This window comes from Bradyrhizobium algeriense (assembly GCF_036924595.1).
Classification (GTDB): domain Bacteria; phylum Pseudomonadota; class Alphaproteobacteria; order Rhizobiales; family Xanthobacteraceae; genus Bradyrhizobium; species Bradyrhizobium algeriense.
Genome location: NZ_JAZHRV010000001.1, coordinates 2,845,171 through 2,864,885, shown reverse-complemented (window position 1 = coordinate 2,864,885; position 19,715 = coordinate 2,845,171). Strand labels below are relative to the sequence as shown.

Below are 19,715 nucleotides of genomic sequence, written 5' to 3'. Positions count from 1 at the left end.
CCTAACATTGGTTAACGGAACAATTTCAGCAGGTTCTGTACGCCTTTTTATGAACAGGATGAGGCTTTTGAAAGGGATACAGAGCGGCCTAGAGGCTTCCCCTTGGCCCCGTTGTTACCTATAACCCCGCGACCTGCCCGCCCCCTTTGCTGGAAATTGGATGGCCCAAGCCTCTGCCGCGACGATCTATGTGCTCAACGGCCCGAACCTCAACATGTTGGGGATACGGGAGCCGGAGAAGTATGGACATGCATCGCTCGCCGATGTCGAAAAGCTTTGCGTGGAAACCGCAGCGCAATTCGGCCTGAAGGCCGATTGTCGGCAATCCAACCGCGAAGGCGAGTTGATCGATTTCATCCACGAGGCGCATGCCAAGAAGGTGGTCGGCATCATCATCAACGCCGGCGGCTATTCGCACACCTCGATCGCGTTGCATGACGCGCTGGTCGCGGTGAAAATCCCGACGGTGGAAGTGCATATCAGCAACATCCACGCCCGCGAGAGCTTCCGTCATCACTCCTACACGGCCATGGCTGCCTTTGCATCGCTCTGCGGCTTCGGCATCGATGGCTACCGCCTCGCAATCAATGGCCTTGCCGCCAAACTCGGCGCCAGGGCCAAAACCTGACTTCAAAAACCTGACGTCGAACGCCCCCAAGCCTGACGCTTCAACCGTCACCCACATCGAGAATTCCGGATCAAGAGCATGGCCCGCCAGCCCGACAACAAGTCAGCGGACAAATCAGCCGCAAATCTGCAGAGCGACGACAGCGCGCTCATTCGCGAACTCGCGCTGTTGCTGGACGAGACCAGCCTGACCGAGATCGAGATCGAGCGCGCCGGCTTGCGGCTGCGGGTCGCGCGCAACATCACCGTATCGGCGGCGATGCCGGCGGGCTTCCAGCCGGCGGCGGTTGCTGCCGCGGCAGCCATCCCCGCGGCGGGTGCCGATCTGGCCAAGCATCCGGGCGTGGTCCCCTCGCCGATGGTCGGTACCGCTTATTGGGCGCCCGAGCCCGGCGCCAAGCCGTTCATCGACGTCGGCAGCAAGGTATCGGCCGGTCAAACGCTGCTGATCATCGAAGCGATGAAGACGATGAACCAGATCCCGTCGCCGCGCGCGGGCACGGTGACGCAGATTCTCGTCGAGGACGGCCAGCCGGTCGAATTCGGCGAGCCGCTCGTGATCATTGAATAAGTTCGTCAACGTCAGGCGCTGCGATGTTCGATAAGATTCTCATAGCCAATCGCGGCGAGATCGCGCTCCGCGTGCTGCGCGCGTGCAAGGAACTCGGCATCAACACCGTTGCCGTGCATTCGACCGCCGACGCCGATGCCATGCATGTGCGGCTCGCCGACGAGAGCGTCTGTATCGGCCCGCCGCCGTCGAAAGACTCCTATCTCAACGTCCCCGCACTCCTCGCGGCCTGTGAGATCACCGGTGCGGACGCGGTGCATCCCGGTTACGGCTTCCTGTCGGAGAACGCCCGCTTCGCCGAAATCCTCGCCGAGCACAATCTGCATTTCATCGGCCCGAAGGCCGAGCACATCCGCCTGATGGGCGACAAGATCGAAGCCAAGAAGACCGCCAAGCGGCTCGGCATCCCCGTCGTTCCGGGCTCCGATGGCGCGGTCTCGCCCGACGACGACGCCCTCGCGATCGGCAAGGCGATCGGCTTCCCCGTGCTGGTGAAGGCGGCCGCCGGCGGCGGCGGACGCGGCATGAAGGTGGCGCACTCCGCCGACGATTTGATGATGGCGCTGTCGACCGCATCCAACGAGGCCAAATCGGCCTTCGGCGACGCCTCAGTCTATCTCGAAAAATACCTGCAGAAGCCGCGCCACATCGAGATCCAGATTCTCGGCGACGGCCGCGGCGGCGCGATCCATCTCGGCGAGCGCGACTGCTCGCTGCAGCGCCGTCACCAGAAGGTCTGGGAAGAAGGCCCCTCACCGGTTCTCGCCGCCGCCGCCCGCGCCAGGATCGGCGAGACCTGCGCCAAGGCGATGCGGGACATGAAATATCTCGGCGTCGGCACCATCGAATTTCTCTATGAGGATGGCGAATTCTACTTCATCGAGATGAACACCCGTATCCAGGTCGAGCATCCCGTCACCGAGAGCATCACCGACATCGACCTCGTGCTGGAGCAGATCCGCATCGCCGCCGGCGGCGACCTGCCCGCGAAGCAGGAAGAGATCGCCATCATCGGGCATGCCATCGAATGCCGCGTCAATGCGGAAAACCCGCAGACCTTCCGCCCGTCGCCCGGCAGGATCACGCAATTCCACCCGCCCGGCGGGCTCGGCGTGCGGATCGATTCCGCCGTTTATCAGGGCTACGTCATTCCGCCTTATTATGATTCGCTGGTCGGCAAGCTGATCGTGCACGGCAAGACCCGCGCCGAATGCCTGATGCGGCTGCGCCGGGCGCTCGACGAGATGGTGGTCGACGGCATCGAAACCACCCTGCCGCTGTTCCGGGCTCTGGTCCGGGAGGCCGACATCATCAACGGCGACTACCACATCCACTGGCTCGAGCAGTACCTTGCCGGCCAGCCGCTGGACGGCAAGACCTGAGCGAAAAACCACCTGAAATATTCGACAGCGCATGGAACCGTCGGGTTCCATCGCACGTTGGAGTGCAAAGGGGGTGTCAGGGGCGCTTGTTCCGTTGTTCATGACGAGAGATCACCGTGACCGCTAATGCCCAGCGCAAGCGCGCCATGGGGCACATCCTGCTGCTTGCGGCGGGGCTCCTGGTGTTGACCGCGATCAGCGCCGGTTCGGTCCATCTGGTGAACAAGGCGCGCGAGGACGCGCGCAAGGTTCTGCGCACCCTTGAGGTTGAAAACCAGATATCGCTCGTCCAACTGCAGTTGCGGCGGGCCGAAAGCGCACAGCGCGGCTACCTCGCGACATTGCGGCCGGATTTCCAGACCGATTTTGAGCAAGCCCTATCCGAACTGACGCCGGCGCTGACGAAGTTGAGCCAGCTCATCACCGACAATCCGGTTCAAAGGCGGCTCATCAACGAGATCATGCCGCTCTACAACCAGCGGATCGAGGAATTCCGCACGACGAACGAACTAGCCCGGTCGAAGCGCATGAGCGACGCCGCCAAGATCGTCCGCGAGGGCATCGGGCGCGACACCATGAAACATATCGAGGATCTCGCGCTGCGGATGCGGACGGAGGAAGACCGTCTGTTTGTGGAGCGCACGACCAACGCCGATCGCAGCCAGACGCTGGCAGCCTCGATCACCGGCATCGGCTCGGGCCTAGTCGTCGTGCTGGCCGGCATCGCTATCTTCCTGGTCCGACGTTCATCGCACGCGCGCGACCAGGCCGACGCCAGACTGCGCGACAGTCATCTCAACCTCGAGGCCACGATCGACGAGCGTACCGCGGACCTGCGCGAAGCCAATGATGAGATCCAGCGGTTCGCCTACATCGTCAGCCACGATCTGCGCTCGCCGCTGGTGAACATCATGGGCTTCACCAGCGAGCTGGAGGAATTGCGCGGCGACATCTTCAAACGGATCGCAGCGCTTTCCCGCGAGCAGTCCGCTGCGCAGCCTGCCCCGGAAAACGCCACCGATACCGCCGAACCCGTGCTCGAGGGCTCCGACAAGCAGCTCTCGGAAGATTTCTCCGAGGCGCTCGCCTTCATCAAGTCGTCGATCGGCAAGATGGACCGGCTGATATCGGCGATCCTGAGCCTCACCCGCGAGGGGCGGCGCGAGTTCGAGCCGGTCTGGATCGATACCAGGGACCTGATAGACGGCATCGTGGCGACTGTGGCGCATCAGGCCGCGGAAGCCCAGGCCGAGATCCGGATCGACGCGCTGCCGAATATCGTCAGCGATCGCCTTGCGCTGGAGCAGATCTTCTCCAATCTGATCGACAATGCACTCAAATACCTCAAGACCGGAGTCCCCGGCGAAATCAGGGTGCGTGGCCGCACCAAGCTCGGCTTTGCGATTTTCGAGATCTCGGATAATGGGCGCGGCATCGATCCCAAGGACCATCAGCGCATTTTCGAATTGTTCCGCCGCGCGGGAACCCAGGACAGGCCCGGACAGGGCATCGGCCTTGCCCATGTCCGCGCCTTGGTGCGCCGCCTGGGAGGTACCATGTCAGTCGCGTCGGAACTTCACCAAGGCAGCACATTCACGATTACACTGCCTATCAATTGGCCAGTCGGTAACCGGAACACACGGACATGAGTAATCCAGTCACCATCATCATGATCGAGGACGATGAGGGCCATGCCCGCCTGATCGAGCGAAATATCCGCCGATCCGGTGTCAACAATGAGATAATGCCGTTCACCAGCGGTACAGCCGCGCTGAACTACCTGTTTGGCAAAGACGGGACGGGTCTCGACCACAAGGGCAGCGCGCTCCTCATCCTGCTCGACCTCAATTTACCCGACACGACCGGCATCGACATTCTGAAGCGGGTCAAGGAAAACAAATATCTCAAGACCACGCCGGTGGTGGTGCTGACCACGACCGACGATTCTCACGAGATCAAGCGCTGTTACGACCTCGGGTGCAATGTCTACATTACCAAGCCCGTGAACTACGAAAGCTTCGCCAACGCCATTCGCCAGCTCGGTTTGTTCTTCTCCGTCATTCAGGTTCCTCCGGCCGCCACATGAAACTATCGACGCCGACACTGCTGTATATCGACGACGACGCCGGGCTGGCCCGGCTGGTCGACCGCGGCCTGACGCGGGCAGGCTTCAAGGTCGTCCACGCGGCGAGCGGTGAGCAAGGGCTGGCGCGGCTGGCGCAGGGCGGCATCGATGTGGTTGCGCTCGACCAGTTCATGCCGGGTCTCGACGGCCTCGAAACGCTGGAACAGATCATGGCGATAGCGGACGCCCCTCCCGTAGTGTTCGTCACGGCCGCCCAGGATTCGGCGATCGCCGTTACGGCGCTGAAGGCCGGCGCCGCCGACTATCTGGTCAAGGACACGCACGGCGATTTCATCCCCCTGCTCCAGGTCGCCGTCAACGGCGCCCTGCGGCAGGCCGAGCTTCAGCGCGCCCGCGACGAGGCCGAAGCCGAGGTCCACGCCTCGCGCGACCGCTATGCGGCGCTTGCCGCCGAACGCGAGGTGCTGCTGCGCGAAGTCAACCACCGCGTCGGCAATTCCCTGCAGATCATCGCCTCGCTGCTGCATTTGCAGGCCAATTCGACGACCCAGGACGACGTCAAGGCGGCGCTGACCAATGCGATGGGCCGCGTCGCCGCGGTCGCCCAGGTGCATCGCCGTCTCTACACCTCGCACGATCTCAAGAGCGTGTTGCTGAATCAGTATCTCGAAGCCCTGCTGGAGGACCTTCGGCGTTCGGCCGAGGGCAATAAGATGTCGCGGCTGACGCTCAAGGCCGAACCGATCGAGATCGACCCGGACCGCGCGGTGGCGATCGGTATCATCGTCAATGAGCTGGTGATGAACGCCGTCAAATACGCCTATCCCGACGGCGCCGGTCCCATTCACGTCGAGCTCAAGCCCGAGGGCGACGACCTCGTGGTCGCGATTGCGGACGACGGCGTCGGCCTCAACGCCAAGGCCGATCCGCGCTCCACCGGCATGGGGCAACGCATCGTGAGCGCGATGGCCGCGAAGCTCGACGCCAGCGCCGAGCGCGATCCGGACCATCACGGCACCAGGATCGTGCTGCGCTTCCGCCGCATCCCGGCGGCGGCGCCGAAATCGACCAGCGCCGCGGCGAGTTAAGCCGCTAATCCCTCGGGGTCGCCGCCTCGATCGCACGCGCGGTAGCGAGGAGAACGTCCGCCACCTCGATTGCGCGACGCGGGCTCAACCTGTTTCGGATGGCGGAGAGCGTAATCGCAGCGGCTGGCTGGCCGTCCGGCGTCCGGATCCAGGCTGAAAGCGACTTCGTTCCCTGCACCAGGCCGACATCGCGCAGATTGTAGCCCCGGCGGCGGGCGAGCTGGACCTGTCCGAGCACCGTCGCCGTATCAGTTCGGTAGGCGCCAAATCTTGTTTCGTTGGCGAGCACAATCTTGCGCGCCTCCGCAGAAGGCATGGCGGCCAGTATCGCCACCCCCGCGCTGCTGACGCCCAGCGGACGCCGCACACCGACCTCGATCGACAACACCTGGATCGGATAGCTGCCGATGCGGCGCGCCACGCATAGCGTGTCGAGCCCGGTGCGCACCGTCAGGAACAGGGTATCGCCGAGTTCCGCCGACGCTTCCGCGAGATGCGGCTCGGCTGCAACAATCAGGGGTGAACGCGATGGACGCGCCAGCGCCAGTTCGGGCACCTGACGACCGACGACGTAATTTCCTGTCCGCTCGCTGCGCTCGACAATCCCCTCCTCGATCAGCACATGCACGATGCGATGTACCGTCGGACGCGCGAGCGAGGTCGCTTGCACGACTTCAGCCAGAGGCACGCCTTTTTCCCCGCCAACCGCGAGCGTCCGCAGCACGGCCAATGCGCGGCGGATCGCCTGCCCGCCCTGCCGCGGCCCTCGCCCGCGCGCCTTTAACCGACCGTTTGTCATACGCGCTGTCCTGTCCACAATGTGGACAGAAACACCACAATTTGGTCGACAGCGGAAGGGCCGCGCGCAAGATCGCGGCGCGGAACAATACATGCGCATGCTGCTGGGACGGGGCTCGCGCAAAACAAAATGTAGCGGCGAATATGCCGCTTTTCGGGAGAATGCGATGAAAATTTTCGCGATCGCAGGCGTCGCTGTATCGGCACTATTCGTGGCAGCGTTGAGCACACCGGCCGACGCCCAGCAATGGCCGGCGCGGCAGGTACGCCTGATCGTGCCCTATCCGGCAGGCGGCAATGTCGACAGCGCGGCGCGCGTCATCGCCGACAGGCTGCAGGCGAAGCTGGGCCAGCCGTTCATCGTGGAAAACAAGGCCGGCGCGGGCGGCCTGATCGCCGGCGAGGCGTTCGCGAAAGCCAAACCCGATGGCTACGCCCTGTTCGTCGGCGCCAACGGCCCCGTGCTGTTCGCACCCGAGATCGCCAAGCGCGAGGCCTATAACTGGAAGCGGGATTTCCTCCCGATCACCTCGATCACGATGACGCCGCTGGTGCTCGAAGTGCATCCGACGGTGCCGGCCCAAGGTCTGAAGGAATTCATCGAGCTTGCCCGCCGCGATCCCGGCAAGCTGACGATGGCTTCCCCCGGCCAGGGCACCACCAACCATCTGCTCAGCGAGTTGATGCAGTCGTCGCTCGGCCTGGAATGGCTGACGGTGCACTACCGCGGCAACGCACCGGCTCTCAACGACCTGATCGGCGGACAGGTGCAATTTGCGCTGGACCAGATCTCGGTCGGACTGCCTTCCATCAAGAGCGGCATGCTGCGCGCGCTCGCCGTCACCGGCAGCCACCGCGCCTCCTGGCTTCCGGATGTCCCGACCTTCACCGAACTCGGCTACAAGGAACTCGACGGCCAGACCTTCACCGGACTGTTCGCGCCATCAGGCACGCCGGCCGAGATCGTGACCAAGCTCCACGATACCCTCGCGGAGATCCTGAAAGATCCCGCCATCGTCGAGAAGTTCAACGCGCTCGGCGCCGAGGCTGTATCGATGACGCCGGCGGAGTTTACGAGCTACCTCGAACGCGAGGACGCCAAGTGGATTCCCGTGGTCCGCAAGGCGAACATCAAGGCCGACTGAGGCGCATCCCGATGCGGATCGATCCTGCATATCTCGACCCCGAAACGGCCTACCGGCTGATCACCGGCGTCGTGGTGCCCCGCCCGATCGCCTGGGTGACCAGCCTGTCGGGTAGCGGGGTGCTCAACCTCGCCCCCTTCAGCGCCTTTATGTTCGTCTCGCCGAAGCCGCCGATGCTGGCCATCAGCGTCGGCCGCAAGGGCGCAATCTACAAGGATACCGCGCAGAACATCCTCAACAACGAGGAGTATGTCGTTCACATCGCGGATTCGAGCCTGATGAAGGCGGTGCACGAGAGTTCCACCGAGCATCCGCCCGATGTCAGCGAGGTCGAGGAATTGCGGCTCTCGACGCTGCCGGGCGAACGCACCAAGGTGCCCCGTCTGGCCGCCGCGCCGATCGCGATGGAATGCCGCTTCCGGCAATGCCTCGAATTCGGCGAAACCCGCAGCCGGCTCATCGTCGGCGAGGTGCTGGTCTTCCATATCAGGGATGGGCTGCTGAACAACGGCAAGATCGAAACCGAGGCGCTCGATCCGATCTGCCGCATTGCCGGTCCGCGTTACGCCAAGCTCGGCGAGATCGTTACCCTGAAACCCGTGTTCCAGACCTCGAAAACTGAATCCTGAAGCGTCGAAAGGCGCGCCGTCGCCCGCGTGAACGCGGCGCTGATCCGGAGATCCACCGCATGCATCTCTTAAGTTATCTCGCAAACGGCGAGCCGCACTTCGGCGCGGCCGTTGCCGGCGGCGTGGTCGACCTCACCCAACGGCTCGGACCGAAATGTCCTGACCTTCGGAGCCTGATCGCCAAGGACGGCCTGGAAGTCGCGCGCCAGATGGTCGCCGGCCTCAAGCCGAGCCATGCGCTCGACGATCTCGTGCTGCTGCCGCCGATTCCCAATCCGGAAAAACTCTGGTGCATCGGCGTCAACTACAAAGACCGCAACGCCGAGTACAAGGACAATTCGGACCTGCCGAAATATCCGAGCCTATTTGTCCGCAACCCCTCCTCGGTCGTCGGCTCCGGCCAGCCGATCGAAAAGCCTGATATCTCCGAACAGCTCGACTATGAGGGCGAACTCGTCATCGTGATCGGCAAGGAAGGCCGGCACATCCCCCGCGAGCGCGCCTGGGAGTACATCTTCGGCATGACGCTGTGCAACGAAGGCAGCGTTCGCGACTGGCTGCACCACGGCAAGTTCAACGTCACCCAGGGCAAGAATTTCGATCGATCGGGCAGCATCGGGCCGTGGATCGTTACGTCGGACGAATGCGATCCGCGTGGGCCTCATGACATTATTACCCGCGTCAATGGCGAGGTGCGCCAGAGCGATTCCACCGAGCGGCTGATGTTTCCGTTCGATTTCCTGATCGCCTACCTCTCCACCTTTGCGACCCTGAAACCCGGCGACATGATCGCGACCGGCACCCCGACCGGGGCCGGCGCCCGGTTCACGCCGCCGCGCTGGCTCAAGCCAGGCGACGTCGTCGAGGTGGAATCCGCTCGGATCGGCATCCTTCGCAACACCGTGGCGGAGGAGCAGTAACCGATGCTCGATCAACAAACCGTCGAACGGCTGGCGCAGCGCCTGGACGAGGCCGAACGCAGCAAGTCGCTGATACCTGCGTTCACGCGCGAATATCCTGATCTCACGATCGAGGATGCCTACGCCATCCAGCGCGCATGGACGAAACTGCAGCTCTCCCGCGGCCGCGTCGTCAGGGGGCACAAGATCGGCCTGACATCGAAAGCGATGCAGAACGCCGTCGGCATTTCCGAGCCGGACTACGGTGTGCTGTTCGCCGACATGTTTTATCCGGATGCATCGCCGATCCCGTTCGACCGCTTCCGCGCGCCGCGCATCGAGGTCGAACTGGCGTTCGTGCTGAAGACGCCGTTGAAGGGCCCGGACTGCACGCTGTTCGACGTGCTCAACGCCACCAACTACGTCACGCTGGCGCTCGAAATCCTGGAAACCCGGATGCATCGCGTCGATCCCGAGACGAAAGCGCCGCGCAAGGTGATGGACACGATTTCCGACAATGCCGCGAATGCAGCGCTGGTCGTCGGCGGCCGGCCCATTCGGCCGCTCGATTTCGACCTGCGCTGGATTGGCGCGCTGTTGTTTCGCAATGGCCAGATCGAGGAGACCGGCATCGCCGCGGGCGTTCTCAATCATCCCGCCAACGGCGTGGCCTGGCTTGCCGACCGGCTGGCGGCTCAGGGCGAGTATCTCGAAGCCGGCGAAGTGGTGCTGGCGGGATCGTTTACGCGCCCCGTCGAAATTATCAGGGGCGACACGTTTCATGCCGATTACGGCCAGTTCGGATCGGTGTCCTGCCAGTTCGTCTGAACAAGAAAGCGTCCCAGGGAGAGAAGCGATGACACGGCGCAAGAGCATTCATATCGGCGAATTCAAGCACGCCAATCCAATTCCGAACGCCTGCCGCATCGGCAATCTCCTGATGTCCGGCGTCATTCTCGGCCGCGACGCCGCCGGCAAGATGCCGGACAAGATCGAAGACCAGTGCGCCAACATGTTCGGCCACATGAAGGCCATCGTGGAAGCCGGCGGCGGGACCACGGACGACATCATCAAAATGACCGTATGGCTGCAGGACCGCACGCAGCGTGCGCCCGTAAATACCGAATGGCTGAAAATGTTTCCCGACGAGCATTCGCGCCCTGCCCGCCATGCGCTGCAGATGGACATGGAGAACGGCGCGCTCGTGCAATGCGATTTCACCGCCGTGATCGGCTGACCGCGACCAGTCAAGGAACCTGACATGCCGACCTATCTCCCCTTCGATCCGAACCCGCGCCGTCCCTCAAAGCTGCCGCCGCCGAAGAGCATCGACAGCCAGTTTCACGTGCTGGGTCCGCTGGACAAATATCCGGTGCGGCCGGGCGCCGCCTACCAGATGCCGACCGCGACCTGGGAAGCCGCGCTTCGCGTCCACAAGGCGCTCGGCATCGAGCGCGGCATCATCGTGCAGACCACGACCTATGGCGCCGATCATTCCGTGGTGCTCGACGCCCTCGCGGCGATGGGGCCGAACTACCGCGCTTGCGCCAACGCGCTGGTGTTTGCCGAAGCCGACGATGCCTATCTCGCCAAACTGCATGACGCCGGCGTGCGCGGCGCCCGCTTCAGTTTCCGGCAGGAACTCGGTGCGGTGCTCTCGGACAAGGATTTTGCCCGTGCCATCGCGAAAATCCGCGAGCTCGGCTGGTACGCAAAAATCCAGCCGGAAAAGGACGGCATCGTTTCCAGCGCCGCCAAATACGAAAACCTCGACGTGCCTGTGCTGATTGACCACATGGCGCGCCCTGACCCCGTGCGCGGCAAGGACGATCCGAACTTGCAAAAGATGCTGGCGCTGCTGTCGAAGGGCAATTTCTGGGTGATGCTGTCGCTCGGGGAGAAGACGTCGAAAAACGGCCCGCCCTGGGACGACGTCATTCCGATCGCGCGCGCCTATATCGAAGCTGCTCCCGACCGCTGCGTGTGGGCCAGCGACTGGCCGCACCCGGTTTCGGTGGTGCAGCCCCCCAACGACGCCGACCTGCTCGAACTGCTCTATCGCTACGCGCCCGACGAGGCCGAGCTACGGAAGATCCTGGTGACCAATCCGGCAAAGCTGTTCGGCTTCGAGGACTAGAATTGCGACTGATGTCGAGCGCCTAGCGCAGCGCGACCGTCACGAATGCCACGATGACGGGCAACGTCACTGCGGCCAGGACCGTGCCGAGCGCCACCGCGCCCGAGACGGCTTCGCTCAGCCGTCCGTACTGGGCCGAGAAGATATAGGCATTGGCGCCGGTCGGCATTGCGGCAAACAGGACAACCACAGCCGCGGAAATGGGCGGCAACGCCAGGACGTAGAACGCGAGGATCGCGGCAATGGCCGGCATCGCCAGCAGCTTGAGCGCGCACATGACGGCCATCGCGACTGCCTGGCCCTTGATCCTGAATCCGAACAGATTGATGCCGAGCGCGATCAGCGCCGTGGGTGAACCCGCCTGCGCCAGCAGTTCCAACGTCCTGTCCGCAACGGGATGCAGCCCCAATCCGGTCAGGCGCCAGAGAAAGCCGAAGCCGAGCGCGAGCATGATCGGATTGCGCGCGATCTCGCGCACGGCCCGCAGCACCAGCAGCGGCGCTGACTCGGAAGACTTCCGCTCGGCCCATGCCATCTGCAGCGTGCCGCAAAGCCAAAGCAGGGGCGTGTTGACCGACAGGATCAACGCCATAGAGCCGGCCGCCTGACTTCCCAGCGCCGACAGCGTCAGGGGAAGGCCGAGCATCACGACGTTGCCGTAGACCGCGCCGATCGCAAGCACCACGCCGTCGGCCCGGGATTGCCGAAGAACGGATGACGCCAGCAGCGCGACGATCCATATAGCCGCCGTTGCGCCATAATAGGCGCCCCACACCGCGAAGGCGTTGACGGCGGGAAATTCCGCGACGACCACGATCCGGAACAAGAGCGCGGGAATGGCGATGCTGAAGGCGAACTCGGAAATGCCCCTGTGCGCCGTAGGCGAGATGAAACGCAGCGCTACCGCCGCATAGCCGGCCGCGATCAACGCGAACACCGGAACGACGATCAACACTGCGCTCATGCTACACTCATTTGCGGGAAGTCGGCCGGGCGGATTGCCTTACCGTCATCCGTCTCGCATTGTGCGGCCACGGCTGCGCACTGATCGTTTGCGGAACGTAGCATAGGCCCCCTCCGTCCTGCTATCATCAGCCCATGACATCGCGCGAGTCAGCCGTTTCCGAAATCACGCCCGAAGTGCTGCTGCGGGCCTATGCCTGCGGCATCTTTCCGATGGCCGAGAGCGCCGGTGATCCGACGCTGTTCTGGGTCGAGCCGGAAATGCGCGGCGTGATCCCGCTCGAGGGCTTCCGCATCGCCTCGCGGCTTGCCCGCACCGTGCGCTCGGACGCCTTCAGCGTTACCGTCGATACCGCCTTCAAGGCGGTCATTGCGGGTTGCGCGGCGCCGCAGCCGGGCCGCGACGACACCTGGATCAACAAGCGCATCCGCGATCTCTATGTCGGGCTCCACGAACTCGGGCACTGCCACAGCGTCGAGGTCTGGCAGGACGGCGACCTCGTCGGCGGCCTCTACGGTGTCAGCCTCGGGCGGGCGTTCTTTGGGGAGAGTATGTTCCATCGCACCCGCGACGCATCGAAAGTGGCGCTGGTGCATCTGGTGGCGCGGTTGATCGCTGGCGGGTTCGAGCTGCTCGACACACAATATGTCACCGAACATCTGCGCAGCTTCGGCGCGGTCGAAATTCCGAGGCGCCGCTATCGCATGCTGCTCGACAAGGCGATTGCGGGCGAGCCTGCGGATTTCCTGAATTTGGCCGCCGGCCAGCCGGTCAGCGGCGCGGAAGCGCTCGCGATCATTGCCGAACGCAATTGATGCGTAGGTCTTGCAAAACACCGAGGCGCGGCGGCGTCCGCTTCCGATCGGCTCAAACCGGCGGCGGGTTCAATCGCGCAAAGCCTTCCTGGACACGATAAGGATAATAGGGATAGCAGGGCATCACCGCGCTCGCCTTGTCGAGGAGCGCGATCTGCTCGGCGGTCAGCGACCAGCCAATGGCGCCGAGATTGTCGCGGAGCTGCGCTTCGTCACGCGCGCCGATGATCACGGACGCCACGCTTGGGCGGGTGAGCAGCCATGCGATGGCGACCTGCGGCACGGTGCGACCGGTCTCGGTCGCGACCGCATCCAGGACGTCGACGACGCGATAGAGCCGCTCCTCGTCGACAGGCGGACCGAACTGCGCCGTCTCGCGCAGGCGACTGCCCGCCGGCAGCGGCTGGCCGCGTCTTATCCTGCCGGTGAGACGTCCCCAACCCAGCGGGCTCCAGACCAGCGCACCAACGCCCTGATCGAGGCCGAGCGGCATTAGCTCCCACTCGTAGTCGCGGCCGACGAGCGAATAATAGACCTGGTGCGCCACATGGCGCGGCCAACCGTGACGCTCGGCAATGGCGAGCGACTTCATCAATTGCCAGCCCGAGAAATTGGAGGCGCCGACATAGCGCAGCTTGCCGTCACGGACGAGCCCATCGAGCGTCGACAGCACTTCCTCGATCGGCGTGAAGGCATCGAAGGCGTGGAGCTGCAGCAAGTCAATGTAGTCGGTCCCGAGCCGCCGCAAGGCGGCGTCCACCGCCAAAACGAGGCGATGCCGCGATGAGCCCGCGTCGAATGGACCGTCACCCATCGGCAGGCTGGTCTTGGTAGAGATCAGCACCCTGTCGCGGCGGCCTTTGATCGCGGCGCCGAGAATCGCTTCCGACGCGCCGTTCGAATAGACATCGGCGGTGTCGAACAGATTGACGCCGGCTTCGAGGCAGATGTCGACCAGCCGCCTCGCTTCCTCGGCGCCGCTCCGGCCCCAAGCCGAGAACAGCGGCCCCTCTCCGCCGAACGTGCCAGTGCCGAAACTGATAACGGGAACCTTCAGGCCTGAGGCACCCAGGTTGCGATATTGCATTGTCGTGCTCCCTTTTGATGCTTTGCTTTCATTCCGCCGGGCACGCCGCAGCGGAAGGTACCGGCCGGTCGAGACGCACGCTCCATATCGCCAGCACGAGCCCCGCCGCGGTGATCGCCGCCGCGACGAGTGGAAGCGCGGCCAGACCCAGGCCGTGATCGATCGTTAGCCCGCCGGCCCAGGCGCCGAGCGCATTGCCGAGATTGAAGGCCGCGATGTTGAGGCTGGACGCGAGCGTGCGTCCCTCCGTGCCGGCCGCTTCGAGCACGCGAAGCTGCAGCGGCGCGACAGTGGCGAAGGCGGCAGCGCCAAGCAGGAACATAAACGCCACGGCGAGGCCCTTGATCGACAGCACCGCCGCAAGCGCGACGAGCACGAGCGCGAGCGCCGCAAGCGTGCCGATCAGGGCACGTCCGAGACCACGGTCGGCGAGCCGCCCACCCGCAACATTGCCGATCGACAGGCCGACGCCGAACACGAGAAGGATCGGCGAGACCGCCGCTTCAGAGAAGCCGGTCAGCCGGGTCAGGATCGGCTGGACATAGGTAAAGACCACGAACAGGCCGGCAAAACCGAACACGGTCATGGCGAGGCCGAGCAGGACTTGCGGACGGCCGACCAGCGCCAGCTCCTCGCGCAGCGAAGTGGCTTTCTCGTTGCCGCCGACATCGCCGGGAACGAGAATGACCAGCACGGCGAAGGCGACCACACCGATCGCGGTCACTGCCCAGAAGGCGGCGCGCCATCCCAGCATGAGGCCGAACCACGCGCCGAAGGGAACGCCGAGCAGAGTAGCCACCGTCAGCCCGATGAACATGGTGGCAATCGCGGAAGCACGCTTGTCCTCGGTGACGAGGCTCGTCGCCGCAACCGAGCCGACGCCGAAGAATGTGCCATGGGCGAGCGAGGTGAGAATCCGCGCCGCCATCAACAGCCCGTAGTCCGGCGCCAGCGCGCAGGCGGCGTTGCCGAAGGTAAAGATCGCCATCAGAGCAAGCAGCACCGCCTTGCGCGGCATCCGCCGCGTCGCCAGCGTCAGGATCGGCGCGCCGACGAACACCCCGAGCGCATAGCCGGAGATCAGCAGGCCCGTCGCGGAGACCGAAACCTGCATATCGGCGGCGACCTGCAGCAAGAGGCCCATGATGAGGAATTCAGTGGTGCCGATGCCAAAGGCACCGGCGGTCAGCGCAAGGACGGCGGCAGGCATGCGTTGCTCCGGATCAGGACAGGGTTGCTGCAACGCAAATAGCGGAAGCGCGGCGGAAGAATTAGGATGCCGGCAATCCAATCATTTGTGATGCGAATTCAACATGAGCCGGCTCGATACCAACCGTTCCGCCGAGATGGAGGTCTTCGTCCGGGTCGTCGACCTCGGCGGGTTCACCGCGGCGGCAAAAAGCCTTCGCATGACCCCATCCGGCGTGAGCAAGCTGGTATCCCGCCTGGAGGCCCGGCTCGGCACGCGACTTGTGAACCGGACCACGCGCAAGCTCCAACTGACCGAGGAAGGCCAGGCCTTCTACCAGCGCTCGTTGCGCATTCTCGGCGAGATCGAGGAGGCGGAGCGCGAGGCCGGCTCCGGTGCAGCGCCGCGCGGGCATCTGATGGTGAATAGCAACATACCCTTCGGCATGCAGCACGTGATGCCGCTGCTGCCGCGCTTCCTCGCCGAGCATCCCGATATCACGCTCGACATCGTTCTCACCGATACGGTCATCGACCTGATGCAGGAGCGCGCCGACGTGGCAATTCGCGTCGGGCCGCTGGGGGCTTCGCGCCTCGTCGCGCGCAAGCTCGGGACCAGCCGCATGGCGGTGGTGGCCGCGCCGACTTATCTTGCCCGTTTCGGCGAGCCGAAGACCCCGGCTGAACTCGCCAGCCATCGCGGCATCGGTTGGACTTTTCCGCGCAGCATTCGCGGTTGGCCGTTCCGTCGCGGCGAGCGGATCGAGGAGGTGCTGCCGCCGCCAGCAGCACGCGCCAGCGACGGCGAAGCGGTCCGCCGGCTCGCGCTCGGCGGAGTCGGCTGCGCACGCCTGGCTCTATTCCACGTCGGTCCGGACATCGAGGCCGGGCGCCTGATTCCGGTGCTGCAAAACTACAATCCGGGGGACCGCGAAGACATCCATGCGATCTACGTCGGCCACGCCGGGCCGCTGCCGACGCGCGTGCGCAGCTTCATCGATTTCCTCGCGACGAACATCCGCATGGGCGATCTTACTGTAAGGCGCACTGCCGACGGCAAGTGGCGGCTACACGGTGAATGCTGAGTATTTGGGGGCGTACAACCTGCCGACGCGGAGGCGGGCGTCCTAATTCCCGAACAATCCGCCAAACAGTCCACCCGGCCGCTGCTGCGGCGGGGGTGGCGGCGGCGGAGCCTGCTGCGGCTGCTGCTGGAATTGCGGCTGCGGCGGTAGTCCCGGTGGACGCGGCGCCGCCTGCTTCGGCTGCGGCGGACGCTTCTGCCCGGCCGGCGGCGCGACTGTCTTCGCCGGATCGGGCTGTGCGCTGACGATGGTCTGGTCGGGGCCTTTGCAGTCGGTCAGCCAGATGTCGTAGACTGGGTGCTCGACGCCATGCAGGCCGGGGCTTGCCGCGTACATCCAGCCCGAGAATATCCGCTTCACCTCGCCCTGCAGCGTGATCTCGTCGACCTCGACAAAGGCGTCCGTGTTGGCAGCTTCCGTCGACGGCCGCGTGTAGCAGGCACTGGTCTTCACGCGCAGCGCGCCGAACTGCACGGTCTCACCGATATCCTCCTCGAAATTGATGATGCGGCCGGTGATCTTGTCGAGGCCGGAGAAGCTCGCCTTCTTGTTGGTGATCTTGGTGGCCGGCGGCTCGGACACGACCTCATCGCCCGGCTGTAGCGTCGCCGGCGATTGCGGCACGCCTTTGGCTGGCGGCTGGCGCTGGCCCGGCGGCGCGGTGGCGACGCCCGGCTGGCCCGGCTGCGGCGGCTGAACCGCAACACCCGGTTGCGTGCCCTGGGGAGCGACGGTCGTTCCCGGCGGCGGCGCCAGCGGCTGCGACTGGAAGCTTCCCGGCGGCGGAGCGCCCTGCCCCGGCGGCGGACGGTTCGGGGTCGGCAACAGGCGGCCGCGCGGCAATTCCGGCACTTCCTCGTCGTCGTCGGGAAATTGTTGCTGCTGCTGATTGCCGCGGGGAATGGCGCCCGGCGGCCGCAGCGGCGGATCGGAAAAGATATTGCCGATCTGCGCCTGCGCCGGCGGCACAAGCGAAGTCATGGTGGCGGCGATCAGCGCCGCAAGACCGGTCAGGGCAATGGTTCGAAGCATCTCGCGGCTTTTACAGGCGAATCGGGCTCGCGACATAGTACAGACTTATCCGCCGCTCGCGTCCCACCCGGTTAACACGGCGAATACGGCGCGGAAAGGGCGGCTTGCCCCCTTCCCGCCGCACTCGATCCGTGGCCCCGGGGGAAGGCGGAAACCGGCTTTCAATGGTCGCACCATGATCTCGATCATGGCCCCATGATCTAGTCATGCCCCGTTTCAGATGAAATAGTCGCTTCCGTTCGCGCAAGGGTGCCCACTCCTGGCGTGAAAACCACCAAAATCCGGGATAACCGGAGGAGCGAGAGGAAATCCCAGACATGCCCGATCGAATTCGTCTCGATGGCCGGGTTGCCGTCGTGACCGGCGCCGCCGGCGTCATTGGAACCGCGACCATCCGCCTCTTGGCCGAACGCGGTGCCCGTATCGTCGCCGTCGACCGCAGGGAAGACGACCTTAAGGCCGCGATCAAGGACCTGCCCGCCTCCGCCGAAGCGCACGCGGTCGCGGCGGACGTTACCCAGGAGGACGAGGTCGCGGACTATGTCCGCGCCACGGTCGACAGGTTCGGCGCGATCGACGCGTTCTACAACAACGCCGGCATCGAGGGTAACATCAAGCCGATCCCGGAATATTCGCTGGAGAGTTTTCGGCGCGTGCTCGACGTCAACGTCGTCGGCGTCTTTCTCGGCATGAAGCATGTGCTGCCGGTGATGCTCAAACAAAACAAGGGCAGCATCATCAACACCGCCTCGATCGCCGGCCTGATCGGATCGCCGATGATCGCCGTCTACAGCGCCAGCAAGCATGCGGTGATCGGGCTCACCAAGAGCGCCGCCTGGGAATGCACCGGCACCGGCGTGCGGGTCAATTGCGTCTGCCCCGGCCTGATCGACAGCCGGATGCTGAGCACCATCCTGCAGGGCCGCAATCCCGGCAATGAACCGCTGCCGAACGAGAAGATCGTCGACCGGATTCCGGCGCGGCGGCTCGGACAGGCATCCGAAGTCGCCTCCGTCGTGGCGTTCCTGGCCTCCGACGAGGCGAGCTACGTTTCCGGCTCCGCCTATACCGTCGACGGCGGCCGCACCGCCGCCTGACGCAACCGTCATTCCGGGGCGCATCGCAGATGCGAACCCGGAATCTCGAGATTCCGGGTTCGCTGCGCGCCCCGGGATGACAACTCAAAACGAGAGGTCCCATGCCCGTCACGCTCGATCCCGATGCCGCCGCCGTCTACAAGGCTTTCCAGGAGGCGGGCCGTCCCGCCTACGAGACGCTGACCGCACCGGAAGCCCGCGAGTACTATCTGAACGCCCGCTTCGTCAGTAATCCCGAACCGCCTGAACTGGAATCGGACAAGCCGCTGTCGATCCCGGCACCGCATGGCGCGCTCCCGGCCCGCATCTACACACCGAAGGCGCTGCGCAAGACCAACGGTCTCGCGCCATGCCTCGTCTTCTTCCATGGCGGCGGCTGGGTGATCGGCAATCTCGATTCCCATGATGTGGTCTGCCGCATGCTCGCCCATGAAGGCGAGTTGATCGTCATCTCCATCGATTACCGCCTCGCGCCCGAGCACAAATTCCCGGCCGCCGCCGATGACGCGATTACGGCAACGACATGGGTTGCGGACAACGCCAGACAGCTCGGCATCGACGCCGCGCAATTGCTGGTTGGCGGCGACAGTGCCGGCGGCAATCTTGCAGCCGTCGTGGCCCTGGCCGCGCGCGACGGTGACGGACCAAAACTCGCCGGCCAGGTGTTGATTTATCCCGCCACCGATTTTGCTATGAGCCACCCCTCGCACAGCGAGCCCGAGACCAGCATCCTCCTCACCCATTCCGTGATCAAATGGTTCTGCAACCATTATCTGAACAGCGCTGATGACATCGACCATTGGAAGGCCTCGCCCGCGCGCGCGAAGACGCTCGCCGGGCTGCCGCCGGCCTATGTGCTGACCGCCGGCGCCGATCCGCTGCGCGATGAGGGCGCCGAATATGCCGCGCGGCTCAAGGAGGCCGGCGTGCCCATGACCTACCGCCACTTCCCCGGCCAGTTCCACGGCTTCTTCACCATGGGCAAGCTCTTGCAGCAGGCCAACGTCGCGGTCAGCGAAATCGCCGATTGGCTCAAGACGCTGAAATAATGCACATTGCAGATTGCGCGCTGAACCCCGTGAATT

21 protein-coding genes are annotated in these 19,715 nt (G+C 64.5%); 16 read left to right on the top strand and 5 right to left on the bottom strand.

Annotation, left to right across the window (positions count from 1 at the left end; all coding sequences use genetic code 11):
* Window positions 1-160 precede the first annotated feature (160 nt).
* The 6 genes from aroQ (at window position 161) to V1286_RS14155 (ending at window position 5,754) form a co-directional block, all read left to right on the top strand.
* A complete protein-coding gene (gene aroQ, locus V1286_RS14180; RefSeq protein WP_334480421.1) occupies window positions 161-628 on the top strand; it encodes a type II 3-dehydroquinate dehydratase in 468 nt (155 codons plus the stop codon).
* A gap of 78 nt (window positions 629-706) precedes the next feature.
* Entirely contained in the window at window positions 707-1,198 is a 492-nt protein-coding gene (gene accB / locus V1286_RS14175) for an acetyl-CoA carboxylase biotin carboxyl carrier protein (RefSeq protein ID WP_334480419.1), read from the top strand.
* Between the two features lie 23 nt (window positions 1,199-1,221).
* A complete protein-coding gene (accC, locus tag V1286_RS14170; RefSeq protein WP_108521207.1) occupies window positions 1,222-2,580 on the top strand; it encodes an acetyl-CoA carboxylase biotin carboxylase subunit in 1,359 nt (452 codons plus the stop codon).
* Window positions 2,581-2,696: 116 nt separating this feature from the next.
* Window positions 2,697-4,229 (top strand): sensor histidine kinase, encoded by a 1,533-nt coding sequence (locus tag V1286_RS14165; RefSeq protein WP_334480412.1) that lies wholly within the window; start codon window positions 2,697-2,699, stop codon window positions 4,227-4,229.
* Window positions 4,226-4,666 (top strand): response regulator, encoded by a 441-nt coding sequence (locus V1286_RS14160; RefSeq protein WP_334480410.1) that lies wholly within the window; start codon window positions 4,226-4,228, stop codon window positions 4,664-4,666. Before V1286_RS14165 ends, V1286_RS14160 begins: the two co-directional genes overlap by 4 nt.
* Window positions 4,663-5,754 carry a sensor histidine kinase gene (locus V1286_RS14155; protein ID WP_334480408.1) on the top strand — a complete coding sequence of 364 codons (1,092 nt, stop codon included), beginning with the start codon at window positions 4,663-4,665 and terminating at the stop codon, window positions 5,752-5,754. Before V1286_RS14160 ends, V1286_RS14155 begins: the two co-directional genes overlap by 4 nt.
* Window positions 5,755-5,758: 4 nt before the next feature.
* Here the strand turns inward: V1286_RS14155 and V1286_RS14150 are convergent, their stop codons facing one another.
* Window positions 5,759-6,553 carry an IclR family transcriptional regulator gene (locus tag V1286_RS14150; protein WP_334480406.1) on the bottom strand — a complete coding sequence of 265 codons (795 nt, stop codon included), beginning with the start codon at window positions 6,551-6,553 and terminating at the stop codon, window positions 5,759-5,761.
* A gap of 166 nt (window positions 6,554-6,719) precedes the next feature.
* Between V1286_RS14150 and V1286_RS14145 the strand changes: the two genes are divergently transcribed.
* Genes V1286_RS14145 through V1286_RS14120 form a run of 6 tightly spaced genes read left to right on the top strand, consistent with a single transcriptional unit; the run spans window position 6,720 to window position 11,362 of the window.
* On the top strand, window positions 6,720-7,697 hold the full coding sequence (locus V1286_RS14145; protein ID WP_334480404.1) for a Bug family tripartite tricarboxylate transporter substrate binding protein: 978 nt from the start codon (window positions 6,720-6,722) through the stop codon (window positions 7,695-7,697).
* Between the two features lie 11 nt (window positions 7,698-7,708).
* Window positions 7,709-8,326, top strand: coding sequence for a flavin reductase family protein (locus V1286_RS14140; protein WP_334480402.1), 618 nt, complete (start codon window positions 7,709-7,711; stop codon window positions 8,324-8,326).
* A 59-nt stretch (window positions 8,327-8,385) separates the two neighbouring features.
* On the top strand, window positions 8,386-9,246 hold the full coding sequence (locus tag V1286_RS14135; RefSeq protein ID WP_334480401.1) for a fumarylacetoacetate hydrolase family protein: 861 nt from the start codon (window positions 8,386-8,388) through the stop codon (window positions 9,244-9,246).
* 3 nt (window positions 9,247-9,249) lie between these two features.
* Entirely contained in the window at window positions 9,250-10,053 is an 804-nt protein-coding gene (gene hpaH / locus V1286_RS14130; protein WP_334480399.1) for a 2-oxo-hept-4-ene-1,7-dioate hydratase, read from the top strand.
* A gap of 28 nt (window positions 10,054-10,081) precedes the next feature.
* Complete coding sequence (locus V1286_RS14125) at window positions 10,082-10,462, top strand: RidA family protein (protein ID WP_108521225.1); 381 nt, start codon at window positions 10,082-10,084, stop codon at window positions 10,460-10,462.
* Between the two features lie 24 nt (window positions 10,463-10,486).
* Entirely contained in the window at window positions 10,487-11,362 is an 876-nt protein-coding gene (locus V1286_RS14120; protein ID WP_334480398.1) for an amidohydrolase family protein, read from the top strand.
* Between the two features lie 22 nt (window positions 11,363-11,384).
* Here the strand turns inward: V1286_RS14120 and V1286_RS14115 are convergent, their stop codons facing one another.
* Entirely contained in the window at window positions 11,385-12,326 is a 942-nt protein-coding gene (locus tag V1286_RS14115; protein WP_334480397.1) for an AEC family transporter, read from the bottom strand.
* A gap of 134 nt (window positions 12,327-12,460) precedes the next feature.
* Between V1286_RS14115 and aat the strand changes: the two genes are divergently transcribed.
* The gene (gene aat / locus V1286_RS14110) at window positions 12,461-13,141 is read left to right on the top strand and encodes a leucyl/phenylalanyl-tRNA--protein transferase (protein ID WP_334480395.1); all 681 of its coding nucleotides are present in this window, start codon (window positions 12,461-12,463) and stop codon (window positions 13,139-13,141) included.
* 52 nt (window positions 13,142-13,193) lie between these two features.
* Here the strand turns inward: aat and V1286_RS14105 are convergent, their stop codons facing one another.
* Window positions 13,194-14,228 carry an aldo/keto reductase gene (locus V1286_RS14105; protein WP_334480393.1) on the bottom strand — a complete coding sequence of 345 codons (1,035 nt, stop codon included), beginning with the start codon at window positions 14,226-14,228 and terminating at the stop codon, window positions 13,194-13,196.
* Window positions 14,229-14,256: 28 nt separating this feature from the next.
* Window positions 14,257-15,438: an MFS transporter gene (locus V1286_RS14100; RefSeq protein WP_334480391.1), complete on the bottom strand. Its 1,182-nt coding sequence runs from the start codon at window positions 15,436-15,438 to the stop codon at window positions 14,257-14,259.
* A 103-nt stretch (window positions 15,439-15,541) separates the two neighbouring features.
* Here V1286_RS14100 and V1286_RS14095 point away from each other — a divergent pair, with 103 nt between their 5' ends.
* Complete coding sequence (locus tag V1286_RS14095) at window positions 15,542-16,501, top strand: LysR family transcriptional regulator (protein ID WP_334480390.1); 960 nt, start codon at window positions 15,542-15,544, stop codon at window positions 16,499-16,501.
* A gap of 42 nt (window positions 16,502-16,543) precedes the next feature.
* Here the strand turns inward: V1286_RS14095 and V1286_RS14090 are convergent, their stop codons facing one another.
* The gene (locus V1286_RS14090) at window positions 16,544-17,533 is read right to left on the bottom strand and encodes a DUF2155 domain-containing protein (protein WP_108521301.1); all 990 of its coding nucleotides are present in this window, start codon (window positions 17,531-17,533) and stop codon (window positions 16,544-16,546) included.
* 317 nt (window positions 17,534-17,850) lie between these two features.
* Here V1286_RS14090 and V1286_RS14085 point away from each other — a divergent pair, with 317 nt between their 5' ends.
* A complete protein-coding gene (locus V1286_RS14085) occupies window positions 17,851-18,630 on the top strand; it encodes an SDR family NAD(P)-dependent oxidoreductase (RefSeq protein ID WP_334480387.1) in 780 nt (259 codons plus the stop codon).
* Window positions 18,631-18,731: 101 nt separating this feature from the next.
* On the top strand, window positions 18,732-19,679 hold the full coding sequence (locus V1286_RS14080; RefSeq protein ID WP_334480385.1) for an alpha/beta hydrolase: 948 nt from the start codon (window positions 18,732-18,734) through the stop codon (window positions 19,677-19,679).
* Window positions 19,680-19,715 lie beyond the last annotated feature (36 nt).